10 protein-coding genes are annotated in these 12,546 nt (G+C 72.2%); 7 read left to right on the forward strand and 3 right to left on the reverse strand.

From position 1 onward, the window contains the following. Window positions 1-873: an ABC transporter ATP-binding protein gene (locus JE024_RS31245; protein WP_205377259.1), complete on the reverse strand. Its 873-nt coding sequence runs from the start codon at window positions 871-873 to the stop codon at window positions 1-3. Then, window positions 870-1,376 (reverse strand): PadR family transcriptional regulator, encoded by a 507-nt coding sequence (locus tag JE024_RS31250; RefSeq protein ID WP_205377260.1) that lies wholly within the window; start codon window positions 1,374-1,376, stop codon window positions 870-872. Before JE024_RS31250 ends, JE024_RS31245 begins: the two co-directional genes overlap by 4 nt. Window positions 1,377-1,541: 165 nt before the next feature. Between JE024_RS31250 and JE024_RS31255 the strand changes: the two genes are divergently transcribed. The 6 genes from JE024_RS31255 to JE024_RS31280 all read left to right on the forward strand — a co-directional run bounded on the left by JE024_RS31255 (window position 1,542) and on the right by JE024_RS31280 (window position 10,722). After that, entirely contained in the window at window positions 1,542-2,810 is a 1,269-nt protein-coding gene (locus JE024_RS31255; RefSeq protein WP_205377261.1) for an ABC transporter substrate-binding protein, read from the forward strand. Window positions 2,811-3,043: 233 nt separating this feature from the next. Further along, window positions 3,044-4,747: a glycoside hydrolase family 13 protein gene (locus JE024_RS31260; protein ID WP_244883280.1), complete on the forward strand. Its 1,704-nt coding sequence runs from the start codon at window positions 3,044-3,046 to the stop codon at window positions 4,745-4,747. Window positions 4,748-4,776: 29 nt separating this feature from the next. After that, the gene (locus JE024_RS31265; protein ID WP_205377262.1) at window positions 4,777-6,108 is read left to right on the forward strand and encodes an ABC transporter substrate-binding protein; all 1,332 of its coding nucleotides are present in this window, start codon (window positions 4,777-4,779) and stop codon (window positions 6,106-6,108) included. Between the two features lie 11 nt (window positions 6,109-6,119). Further along, complete coding sequence (locus tag JE024_RS31270; protein WP_205377263.1) at window positions 6,120-7,475, forward strand: carbohydrate ABC transporter permease; 1,356 nt, start codon at window positions 6,120-6,122, stop codon at window positions 7,473-7,475. Further along, window positions 7,472-8,386, forward strand: coding sequence for a carbohydrate ABC transporter permease (locus JE024_RS31275; protein WP_205377264.1), 915 nt, complete (start codon window positions 7,472-7,474; stop codon window positions 8,384-8,386). Before JE024_RS31270 ends, JE024_RS31275 begins: the two co-directional genes overlap by 4 nt. Window positions 8,387-8,502: 116 nt before the next feature. After that, the gene (locus tag JE024_RS31280; protein ID WP_205377265.1) at window positions 8,503-10,722 is read left to right on the forward strand and encodes an NADP-dependent isocitrate dehydrogenase; all 2,220 of its coding nucleotides are present in this window, start codon (window positions 8,503-8,505) and stop codon (window positions 10,720-10,722) included. Window positions 10,723-10,842: 120 nt separating this feature from the next. On the opposite strand, the gene JE024_RS31285 is transcribed toward JE024_RS31280, so the two are convergent. Beyond that, window positions 10,843-11,766: a glutamate ABC transporter substrate-binding protein gene (locus JE024_RS31285; protein WP_205377266.1), complete on the reverse strand. Its 924-nt coding sequence runs from the start codon at window positions 11,764-11,766 to the stop codon at window positions 10,843-10,845. 368 nt (window positions 11,767-12,134) lie between these two features. Here JE024_RS31285 and JE024_RS31290 point away from each other — a divergent pair, with 368 nt between their 5' ends. Then, entirely contained in the window at window positions 12,135-12,485 is a 351-nt protein-coding gene (locus JE024_RS31290) for a hypothetical protein (protein ID WP_205377267.1), read from the forward strand. Window positions 12,486-12,546 lie beyond the last annotated feature (61 nt).

Below are 12,546 nucleotides of genomic sequence, written 5' to 3' on the forward strand. Positions count from 1 at the left end.
TCACTCCTTGAGTTCGAGCACGCCCGACACCCCGTGGCGCCCGCCGCGCGCGGCGCTGCCGAGCATCGCGTCGTCGGCTATCCGGCCGTCGAAGAAGCTGATGACACGGTCGGCCGCGCTGGCCATCCGGGCGTCGTGGGTGACCATCAGGATGGTCTGGCCCCGCTGGTGGAAGCGGGTCAGCAGCCGCAGCACCTCCCGGGTGCCCTTGCTGTCGAGGCTGCCGGCCGGTTCGTCGGCGAGGAGCAGGGCGGGGTGGTTGACGAGCGCGCGGGCGAGGGCGACGCGCTGCTGTTCGCCGCCGGACAGCTCGCCCGGCACGGACTTCTCCCGGCCTTCGAGCCCGAGTTCGGCGAGCAGCTCCGCGCGCGACGCGCGGGCCGCCGCCGGGGACGCCCCGGCGAGCAGGGCGGGGAGCTCGACGTTGTCGGCGACGGTGAGGTTGGAGACCAGGTTGAAGAACTGGAAGACGATGCCGACCCGGCGCCGCCGCAGCACCGCCCAGCGGGCCTCGCGGTACTGGTCGACGCGTTCGCCGTCGAGCCACAGCCGCCCGCTGTCCGGGCGCTGGAGCCCGCCCATGAGGTGCAGCAGGGTGGACTTGCCCGCGCCGGAGGGGCCGGTGACGGCGACGAACTCGCCGGGCTGGACGGTCAGGTCCACGCCGCGCACGGCGTGCACGGCCGCGCCCTCGCCGTGGTGGGTCTTGGTGAGCTGCTCGGCCCGCAGGATGGGCGTGGGCGCCGTGCCCGTCCCCTCAGCGGGCGCCCGGGTCGTGCCCGGCCGGCCGGTGGGCGCGTCCGCCGGGCCCGGCCCGTCCGCGGGCGCGGCGGGGGGTTCGCGGTGGTCGCCGGCGGGCGCGGCCTCGCTCATTCCAGCTCCTCCTGACAGCGTTCCAGCCAGTCCAGATCGGCCTGGAGGTGCAGCATGGCCCCTTCGATCAGCAACTGGGAGATCCGGTTGTCCCGGTCCTCGGCGGCGGCCAGCCGCGACAGTTCCCGCATGGTGTTGAGGTACTGCCTGCGCTGCCGGTTGATCAGTGCCACCGGGTCCGCGAGCCCCGACTCGGGCGCGAGGGCGAGCTTCATGAAGAACTCGTCCCGTACCCGCGGTTCGTCGTGGGTCTCCTCGAACCAGGCCAGCACCGCCTCACGCCCCGCGGCCGTCAGCCGGTACGTGCGCTTGTTGGGCCGGCCCGCCTGCTCGACGTCCTCGCCGTCGATCAGACCGCTCTTCTCCAGCCGGCCGAGGGTGACGTAGATCTGGCCGACGTTCGGCTGAGGGTACGCGGCGCCCAGGAGCTTCTCAAGGTCCAGCTTCAGCTCGTAGCCGTGCGCGGGACCGCGGGTGAGAAGTGCCAGGAGCGGCAGCCGCACGCCCGTCCCCTCTCTCCCGCTCCGTGGTTTCCTGCCGGCCCGGCGCGCGCCGGACGGCCCGGCAGTCCGGCCGGTCCGCCTGCACGTCTAGTATCGCCCATGCCTAACGGGTATATATAGGCCACGATGGTCGGCGGCGCAGCCGGATCGTGCTGGGAGGAACCTATGCGGTGGATGCGTGCCGCGGGTAGAGGACTCCTGGTCGCGGCGGTGGTGGTGGCCGGCTACGCCGGTTTCGGCGTGCGGGGCGGGCAGGAGCCGCCGGGCCGCGGGCCGATGACCCTGGTGACGGCCGGCGATCTCACCGGCTATCTGCCGCCGCTGATCCGCGAGTGGAACGAGCGGCATCCCGATGAACGGGTGACCCTGGTCGAGCTGCCCGACTCCGCGGACGAGACCCGCGCCCAGATGATCAGCGAACTGCGGTCCGGCAGCGACCGGTTCGACGTCCTCAACATCGACGTCGCGTGGACCTCGGAGTTCGCCGCGGCGGGCTGGATAGCGCCCCTGGAGCGCGGCCGCTTCCCGCTGGACGCCTTCCTGCGCCCGGTCGTGGACACCGCCACCTTCGAGGGCCGGCTGTACGCCGTCCCGTACGTGACCAACGCCGGACTGCTCTACTACCGCAAGGACGTCCTGGAGCAGGCGGGCGAGAAGCCGCCGCGCACCTGGGACGAGCTCGCCCGGCAGGCCCGCACCCTCGCGCCGCGCCACGGACTCGACGGCTACGCGGGCCAGTTCCTGCCCTACGAGGGCCTGACCGTCAACGTCACCGAGGCGGTGCACTCGGCGGGCGGCTCGGTGCTGCGCGACGACGGGGCGCGGGTGAGCGTGGACTCCCGGGCGGCCCGCGACGGGCTCTCCTTCCTGGCCGCCGGCGTGCGCGAGGGGTGGATCCCGCGCGAGGCCCTCGGCTGGAAGGAGGAGGAGTCCCGGCAGGCGTTCCAGGACGGGCGGCTGCTGTTCCTGCGCAACTGGCCCTACGTGTACGCCGAGGCCGCGGCGAAGGACTCCCCGGTGGCCGGCCGGATCGGCACGGTGCCCCTGCCGGGGCCCGACGGCCCCGGCACCAGTGTGCTCGGCGGGTCCAACCTCGCCGTCAGCAGCCATTCGCGCCACCCCGCGTCGGCCGCCGACCTGATCGCGTACCTGACGGGCGAACGGGTCCAGCGGCGGGTGCTCACCGAGGGGGCCCTCCCGCCGGTGCGGGCGGCGCTCTACGAGGACCCGGCGCTGATCCGGGACCACCCGTATCTGCCCACCCTGCGCGAGAGCGTGCTGACAGCCGTGCCCCGGCCCAAGAGCCCGCGCTACGACCAGGTGAGCCTCGCCGTGCAGGCGGTCGCGCAAGACGTCATGGCGCTGCGCCAGAGCCCGGACCTGGCCGTCGGACGGCTGGCCCGCGAGCTGTCGGCGATCTCCCGCCGGGGCTGAGCCCGCGTCGTCCCACCCCGATGAACCCCTACTTACTTGTTAAGTAGGGGTTCTTTGCTGCTCCGGTCCGTTCCCGACTCCAGGGGTGGGGCAATGCAGGTCAAAAGCCCCCAGCTTTCGCCGGTTTCAGCTCTCTCCGTTGACACCTGTCAGACACGCCTACTTAACATGCATGCATAACGACGCACCCGATCCGGGGCGCCCTCGCATCCAGCAGAAACGGTTGACGCGAGATGCTCAGCACCCTCGTGGCCGGCACCGGCCACCTCTCCCGCGCCGCCGCGGCCCCCGACGCCTGGTGGCGCGACGCGGTGATCTACCAGGTCTACGTCCGCAGCTTCCTCGACAGCACCGGGGACGGCATCGGGGACCTGGCCGGCGTCCGCGCCGGACTGCCCTACCTCCGCAAGCTCGGGGTCGACGGCATCTGGCTCAGCCCGTTCTACCCGTCGCCGCAGCACGACCACGGCTACGACGTCGCCGACTACTGCGACGTCGACCCCGTCTACGGCGACCTCGACGAGTTCGACCGGCTCACCGCCGACGCCCGGCGCCTCGGGCTGAAGCTGCTGCTCGACATCGTCCCCAACCACTGCTCCAGCGCCCACCCGTGGTTCCGCGAGGCGCTCGCCGCCCCCGCCGGCAGCCCCGCCCGCGCCCGCTTCCACTTCGCGCCGGGCCGCGGCCCCGGCGGCGACGAGCCCCCCAACAACTGGCGCGCGATGTTCGGCGGGCCCGCCTGGACCCGCACCACCGAGCCCGACGGCACCCCGGGGGAGTGGTACCTGCACCTGTTCACCCCCGAGCAGCCCGACCTCAACTGGCGCGACCCGGCCGTCGGGGACACCTTCGAGTCCGTGCTGCGCTTCTGGCTCGACCGGGGCGTCGACGGCTTCCGCATCGATGTCGCGGCCGGTCTCTTCAAGCACCCCGAACTGCCCGACTCCGACGACCCGGAGGCCGACGAGCGCAGCCGGGACTCCGTCAACCCGCTCGCCTGGAACCAGCCCGAGGTGCACGACGTCTGGCGGCGCTGGCGCCGGGTGTGCGACGAGTACGCGGCGCTGGACGGCCGCGAGCGGCTGCTCGTCGGAGAGGTGTCCGTGCCCACCGCGCGCGAGCACGCCGAGTACGTGCGCCCCGACGAACTGCACCAGGCGTTCTTCTTCGACCTGCTCAGCGCGCCCTGGGACGCCGCCGCCTTCCGGTCCGTGATCGACGAGGCCGTCCGGGACATCGCCGGCACCGGATCCACCGTCACCTGGGTGCTCAACAACCACGACCAGGTCCGCACTGTCACCCGCTACGCCGGCGAGCCCGGCGTGGAGGGCAGCGGACTCGGCGCCGCCCGCGCCCGCGCGGCCGCCCTGCTGATGCTGGCCCTCCCCGGCGCCGCCTACGTCTACCAGGGCGAGGAGCTCGGACTCCCCGAGGTCCTCGACCTCCCCGACGAGGTGCTGACCGACCCCATCTTCCGCCGCACCGGCAGCCGCAAGCACATCCGCGACGGCTGCCGCGTCCCGCTGCCCTGGTCCGGCCATGCTTCCCCGTTCGGCTTCAGCCAGGGCGCGGCCGGGGCCCGGCCGTGGCTGCCGCAGCCCGAGTGGTTCGCCGAGCACGCCACGGACCGGGCCCTGGCCGACACCCGCTCCTTCTGGCACCTCTACCGCGACGGCCTCCAGCTGCGGCACTCGCTGCCCCAGCTGGGCGACGGCACGCTGCGGTGGCTGGACGCCCCGCCCCAGGTGCTGGCCATGGTCCGCGGCGACGGACTGGTCTGCGCGGTCAACTTCGGCACCGACCCCGTGCCCGCACCCGTCACCGGGACCCCGCTGCTCTCCAGCGGCCCCTGCCCCGACGGCGTGCTCCCCGGCGCCACCGCCGCCTGGTGGACCGCCGACCACACCGGCGAGCGGCCCGCCGCCCCCTCACTGTGACCCGACCCTCACCGACGGAAGGAACCACCATGCGATCCAACCCCCGCACCCCCAGGCGCATCGCCGCCACCGCGGCGGCCGCGCTCGCCGTCGCCCTGACGGCCACCGCCTGCGGCGGCAGCACCACCCCCGCGAGCGGAGGCGAGCTCAGCGGCAAGACGGTCACCGTGGCCGGCGTGTGGACCGGCAGCGAACAGAAGAACTTCAAGAAGGTGCTCGACGCCTTCACCGAGAAGACCGGCGCCAAGACGGTCTTCGTGCCCTCCGGCGACAACGTCTCCACGTTCGTCGGCAGCAAGATCGAGGGCGGCAACGCCCCCGACGTGGTGATGGTCCCGCAGGTCGGCGTCCTCCAGCAGTTCGCCCAGGAGGGCTGGCTCACGCCGCTGTCCGACACCGCGGCGAAGACCGCCGCGGACGGCGTCGCCCCGGTGTGGAAGGAGTACGGCACCGTCGACGGCGCCTACTACGGCCTCTACTTCAAGGCCGCCCACAAGTCGACGGTCTGGTACAGCCCCGACGCCTTCACCCAGGCCGGCGTGGGCGAGCCCGGCACCTACGAGGAGATGCTGGAGACCGGCCGCACCCTCGCCGACTCCGGCCGCCCCGCCTTCGCGATAGCCGGCGAGGACGGCTGGACCCTCACCGACTGGTTCGAGAACATCTACCTCTCCCAGGCCGGGCCGGAGAAGTACGACCAGCTCGCCAAGCACGAGCTGAAGTGGACGGACGAGAGCGTCGTCACGGCCCTCACCACGCTCGGCGAGGTCTTCAAGGACAAGCAGCTCGTCGCCGGCGGCGCCCAGGGCGCGCTGCGCACGGACTTCCCCGCCTCCGTCGAGCAGGTCTTCGGCCCCGAGCCGAAGGCCGGCATGGTCTACGAGGGCGACTTCGTCGGCGGCGTCGCCAAGGACGAGTTCGGCCGCAAGCCGGGCGAGGACGCCAAGTTCTTCCCGTTCCCCCCGGTCGGCGGCGGCGAGGCGCCCGTCGTCAGCGGCGGTGACGCCGCGGTCGTCCTCAAGGACGGCAAGAACGCCGAGGCCGGGATGAAGCTGCTGGAGTTCCTGGCCACCCCCGAGGCCGCCGAGATCTGGGCCGGCGCCGGCGGCTTCCTGTCGCCGAACAAGAACGTGAGCCTCGACGCGTACTCCGACGACACCGCCAAGAAGACCGCCGAGTCCCTGGTCAAGGCCGGCGACGCGGTCCGCTTCGACATGTCCGACCAGGCGCCCGCCGCCTTCGGCGGCACCAAGGGAGCGGGCGAGTGGAAGCTCCTCCAGGACTTCCTGCGCGACCCGTCCGACCCCAAGGGCACCGCCGCGAAGCTGGAGGCCGCGGCGGCCAAGGCCTACGGGAACTGAGGCCGCACACCATGGCCGACACCCACACGACCCGCGCCGCGGCACCCCCGCGGCGCGGGGCCCCGGCGGACCCCCGCCGCGGCGCCCGGCGCAGGAAGCGCCTGCTCGCCGTCGCCTTCGTCCTGCCCGCCCTGCTGCTCCTCGGCGCCCTGGTGGTCTACCCGGTCGTCTTCTCCGTCGGGCGCAGCCTCTTCGACGCGAGCGGCGACCGCTTCGTCGGCGCCGGGAACTACGCGGAGATCTTCCGGGACCCGGCCACCCTCAAGGCCATCCGCAACAGCACCATCTGGGTCGTCGTGGCGCCCACTCTGCTGACCGGGCTCGGCCTGGTGCTCGCGGTGCTCACCGAGAAGGTGCGCTGGGCCACCGCGTTCAAGCTGGTGCTGTTCCTGCCCATGGCCGTCTCCTTCCTGGCCGCCGGCATCATCTTCCGGCTCGCCTACGAGCAGGACCCGGACCGGGGCGTGCTCAACGCCGTCGTCACCGAGGTCCACGACGTCTTCGAGGACCCCGCCGCCTACCCGACGGCACGGGCGCGCGAAGGCCAGGGACTCACCGGCGGCGCGGGCGGCCCGTACACCACCGGCACCGCCTACGGCCCCGGCGAGGCGGCGGCCCTCGGCTTCGTGGGCATCGCCCCCGAGGACATGCCCGGCGGCGCCGCCGACGCGGCCGGCGAGCCGCCCCCGGCGGGCGAGCTCGGGGGAGTGGTCTGGCTCGACTTCGCCCCCGGCGGCAAGGGCACCCCGGGCGAGGTCGACCCCGGCGAGAAGGGCCTGCCGGGCATGACCGTCGAGGCGGTGCGGGACGGCAAGGCCGTCGCCACGGCCACCACGGCGGCCGACGGCTCCTTCCGCTTCACCGGACTGGACGGCGACGGGTACACCTACCGGCTGCCGGCCGCGAACTTCGCGGCGCCCTACGAGGGCGTGAGCTGGCTCGGCCCCGCGCTGGTCACCCCGGCGATCATCGGCGCCTACCTCTGGGTGTGGACGGGCTTCGCCATGGTGCTGATCGGGGCCGGCCTCGCCTCCATCCCGCGCGACGCGCTGGAGGCGGCCCGGATGGACGGTGCCAGCGAGGGCCAGATCTTCCGCAGGATCACCGTGCCGCTGCTCGCCCCGGTGCTCACCGTCGTCTTCGTCACCCTCGTCATCAACGTGATGAAGGTCTTCGACCTCGTGTGGATCATCGCCCCCGGCCCCGTGCAGGAGGAGGCCGACGTCCTGGCGACCCGCATGTGGCTGGTGTCCTTCGGCGGCGGCAACGACCAGGGGCTCGGCAGCGCGCTCGCCGTCCTGCTGCTCCTCCTGGTCGTCCCCGCGATGATCTTCAACATCCGGCGTTTCCGAAGGAGCGGCGCATGAGCGGCCACCTCACGGCCGAACGGCGGCCCGTCACCCCCGCGCCCCCGGCGGACGCCGGCCGGAGCCGCCGAACCGGCCGGCTCGGACGCCTGCTGAGCAGCTCCGCCGTCCAGGCGCTGCTGATCGTCGTCGCCCTGGTGTGGATCACTCCGCTGGCGGGCCTGTTCCTCTCCTCGCTGCGCGACGAGAGCGACAACGCGTCCGACGGCTGGTGGACGGCCTTCACCGACCCCTCCCAGCTGTCACTGGACAACTACACCGCGCTGTTCCAGGACTCCGGCATCACCACCGCCTTCTGGAACACGGTGCTGATCGCCGTCCCCACCACCGTGCTGGTCGTCGGCATCGCCGCCCTCGCCGGCTATGCCTTCGCCTGGCTGGAGTTCCCCGGCCGGGACGCGGTCTTCCTGGTGGTCGTCGGCCTGCTGGTGGTGCCCGTCCAGATCGGGCTGCTGCCGGTCGCCAAGCTCTTCGGAGCCGTCGGGCTGTTCGGCACGGTGGCCGGTGTGGTCCTCTTCCACGTCGCCTACGGGCTGCCCTTCGCGGTGTTCCTGCTGCGGAACTACTTCGCGGAGATTCCGCGCGAGATGCTGGAGGCCGCCCGGATGGACGGCGGCAGCGAGTGGCGGATCTTCTCCCGGCTGGTGCTGCCGCTCGGCCGCCCCGCCATCGCCAGCCTCGCGATCTTCCAGTTCCTGTGGGTGTGGAACGACATGCTCGTGGCGCTGCTCTTCGCCGACAGCGGCTCGCAGCCGCTGACCGTGGCGCTCCAGTCCCAGATGCGCCAGTTCGGCAGCAACATCGGCGTCCTCGCCCCGGGCGCCTTCCTGTCGCTGATCGTCCCGCTGGTCGTGTTCTTCGCCTTCCAGAGGCACTTCGTCCAGGGAGTGATGGCGGGATCCGTGAAGTAGCCGCAGCCCCTTCGAACGCGGCCCGCCCACGGGGGGCGGGCCGCGTTCGAACAGGGACCGCTCACGAGATATCTTGATGTCGAGCAATGTTGCAGACGTGGAGAGCGGAGCACCAGGTGACTGACTCGACCATCATCTATACGCACACCGACGAGGCGCCCGCCCTGGCGACGTACTCGTTCCTGCCTGTGATCCAGGCGTACGCATCGACGGCCGGTGTCACCGTGGAGACCCGTGACATCTCGCTCGCGGGGCGGATCATCTCCCAGTTCCCCGAGTACCTCGAAGAGGGCCAGCGCATCGACGACGCCCTCGCCGAGCTCGGCGAGCTGGCGAAGACGCCCGGTGCGAACATCATCAAGCTTCCGAACATCTCGGCCTCGATCCCGCAGCTCAAGGCTGCCGTGGCCGAGCTCCAGGCCCAGGGCTACGCCCTCCCGGCCTACCCGGACGAGCCGAAGACCGACGAGGAGCGCGACATCCGCGCCCGCTACGACAAGGTCAAGGGCAGCGCCGTCAACCCGGTCCTGCGCGAGGGCAACTCCGACCGCCGCGCCCCCGCCTCGGTCAAGAACTACGCCAAGGCCCACCCGCACCGCATGGGCGCCTGGACCGGCGACTCCAAGACGAACGTCGCCACCATGGGCGTCGACGACTTCCGGTCCACCGAGAAGTCCGCGGTCGTCGGGAAGGACGGCACCCTGCGCATCGAGCTCAAGGGTGACGACGGCTCCACCACCGTGCTGCGCGAGTCGGTACCCGTCCTCGCCGGCGAGGTCGTCGACGCCTCCGTGATGCGCGTCGCCGCCCTGCGCGAGTTCCTCACCGCCCAGGTCGCCCGGGCGAAGGCGGAGGACGTGCTGTTCTCCGTGCACCTCAAGGCCACGATGATGAAGGTCTCCGACCCGATCGTCTTCGGCCACGTCGTCCGCGCCTTCTTCCCGAAGACGTTCGCGCAGTACGGCGACGTCCTCGCCAAGGCCGGCCTCACGCCGAACGACGGCCTCGGCGGCATCTACAAGGGCCTGGAGTCGCTGCCGGAGGGCGCCGAGGTCAAGGCGTCCTTCGACGCCGAGCTCGCCGAGGGCCCGGCCCTCGCGATGGTCGACTCCGACAAGGGCATCACCAACCTGCACGTGCCGTCCGACGTCATCGTCGACGCCTCGATGCCGGCCATGATCCGCACCTCCGGCCACATGTGGGGCCCCGACGGCCAGGAGGCCGACACCCTCGCCGTCCTCCCGGACAGCAGCTACGCGGGCGTCTACCAGGCCGTCATCGAGGACTGCCGCGCCAACGGCGCCTACGACCCGGCCACCATGGGCACCGTCCCGAACGTCGGCCTGATGGCGCAGAAGGCCGAGGAGTACGGCAGCCACGACAAGACGTTCGAGATCCCGGCCACCGGCACCGTCCGCGTCGTCGACGCCGAGGGCAACGCCGTCCTGGAGCAGACCGTCGGCGCCGGCGACATCTTCCGCATGTGCCAGACCAAGGACGCGCCGATCAAGGACTGGGTGAAGCTCGCCGTCACCCGCGCCCGCGCCACCGGCGACCCGGCCGTGTTCTGGCTGGACGAGACCCGCGCCCACGACGCGCAGCTCATCGCCAAGGTCAACGCCTACCTGCCCGAGCACGACACCGAGGGCCTGGACATCCGGATCCTGGCGCCGGTCGAGGCGACCCAGCTGTCCGTCGAGCGCATCCGCCGCGGCGAGAACACCATCTCCGTCACCGGCAACGTGCTCCGCGACTACCTGACCGACCTCTTCCCGATCCTGGAGCTGGGCACCAGCGCCAAGATGCTCTCGGTCGTCCCGCTGATGAACGGCGGCGGTCTGTTCGAGACGGGCGCCGGCGGCTCCGCCCCGAAGCACGTCCAGCAGCTCGTCAAGGAGAACTACCTCCGCTGGGACAGCCTCGGTGAGTTCCTGGCCCTCGCGGTGAGCTTCGAGCACCTCGCCACGACTACCGGCAACGCCCGTGCCAAGGTCCTCGCCGACACCCTGGACCGCGCCACCGGCACGTTCCTGGGCGAGGACAAGTCGCCGAGCCGCCGCCTCGGCGGCATCGACAACCGCGGCAGCCACTTCTACCTCGCCCTGTACTGGGCGCAGGAGCTGGCCGCCCAGTCCGACGACGCGCAGCTCGCGGAGGCCTTCGCCCCGCTGGCGAAGACGCTCGCGGAGCAGGAGGAGACCATCGTCGGCGAGCTGATCGCCGTGCAGGGCTCCCCGGCGGAGATCGGCGGCTACTACCAGCCCGACCCGGCCAAGGCGTCGGCCGTGATGCGTCCCTCCGAGACGCTGAACCAGGCGCTCGCCACGCTCGCCTGACGTCCGCCGCGGCACGCCACCGCCCCGGCCCGGGTCCGCCCGGCCGGGGCGGTGGTGCGTGCGGCACGCGCCGTGTCGCGGTATGGCGGAGGGGGCGGACCGTCCGCGCGGGACGCGGACTCAGTAGCGGTCGACGGTCGGCGTGCCGCCGTACTTGGAGCCGGACAGACCGAGGGTGGCGTCGTACGCCTTCTCCTGGTCGCCGTTGGCGTCGTGCTCCTCGATGGCGTCGGACACCGCCTCGCGCAGCGCCGTGTCGTCCTTGTTCATCCCGATGCCGTAGGGCTCCTCGGTGAACGGGTTGCCGACGACCTTGAGCTTGCCGGGGACCTGCGCCGCGTACCCCATGAGGATGGCGTCGTCCGTGGTGACGGCGTCGACCTCGCCCTTCACGAGCTTGTCCACGCACTGGGAGTACTTCTCGGTGCCCACCGTGGTGGTGTTGTACTCCTCCTTCTGGATCTCCTTCAGCGCCGTCGCGCCCGTCACCGAGCAGACGGTCTTGCCCTGGAGGGAGTACGGGCCGCCGATGGTCCGGTCGTCGGCGCGGACCAGCAGGTCGGCGCCGGCCAGGTAGTACGGCCCGGCGAAGCCGACCTTCTTCTTGCGCTCGTCGTTGATCGTGTACGTGCCCACGTACAGATCCACCTGCCCGGCTGCGATGGCCGCCTCGCGCTTGCCGGTGTCGACCGTCTTGAACTCGATGTGCCGCGGGGCGAAGCCGAGATCGGCGGCGATCATCTTGGCGACCTCGATGTCGAAGCCGGACCGCTGCCCGCTCTCGTCCTGGAAGCCGAGGAAGGGCTGGTCGTTCTTGACGCCGATCACGATCTTGCCGGCCTTCTGCGCCCGCTCCAGGGTCGGCGAGTCGATCGAGACGCCGGTCGCGACCTCGTAGGTGGGAAGCCGCGGCCGGTCGGCGGAGGTGGTGCCGTCCGACGGTCCGGAGTCCGGGGAACCGGAGTCCGAGCTGCAGGAGGTGGCGGTGAGGGTGATCGCAAGCACGGTGACCGCCGCGAACGCGGCCGACTTGCAGGGGTTCATGGGTGCGACTTCCTTCTTCCGAACGAACCGGGGGAGAACCGCCCCGCGCTTCGTCGCGCCGGGTCCTCCCGCACCGGGCGCACGGCTCTTCCCCCTGCTGCACCGCCCCCCGATTCCCGCACCCTATGGACTGGGATGTCCCCCCGGCAGTACATCTGAGCGGAACTTGAGCATCACAATCCGGACACGGGGCGGGGGGATCGTGCAGGTGGCGTGCATATGCCACCAGCCGGCCGCGGCGCCCGGTGAAGCGTTTCGCCCCGCTCTGGTGTGGCGTGTTGCGGTACGCGCCGCCGCGCCCCTAAATAGGGCCAGCGACGCACCCCTCCATGGGGCCGGCGAATGGGGCGGATCCCCGAGATCCCCGCATGATCGGATGGTTCCTCGTGCTCACCCACACCCTCGACCGCGGTGTCCTGCTCGTCTCGCTGGACGGCGACGTCCGGATCAGCGAACGCGCCGCGCTGTCCCAGCAGTTCACGGATCTGGTGCGGATGTACCTGCCCCGGGCGGTCGTCATGGAGATCGGGGCGTCCGTGGTGAGCGCCGCCGCGCTGAGCACGGTGCTGCGGGCCCAACGCCTGTGCGACCAGGCGGGGGTGCCGCTCGCGGTGGTGGCCGACGGCCCGGTCACCCGCGCCCTGCTGGAGGCCGGGACGGCCGGCCCCGGACTGCGGGTGCTCGGCCGCGGCCCCGGCGCGGTGACGGCGACCGCCTGACCGCGGCGCCGGCGTCCTGTCGCGACGGCTCGGCCTTGCTCCCGGGTGCCGTGGCGTGACC

This window comes from Streptomyces zhihengii (genome assembly GCF_016919245.1).
Lineage (GTDB): Bacteria > Actinomycetota > Actinomycetes > Streptomycetales > Streptomycetaceae > Streptomyces > Streptomyces zhihengii.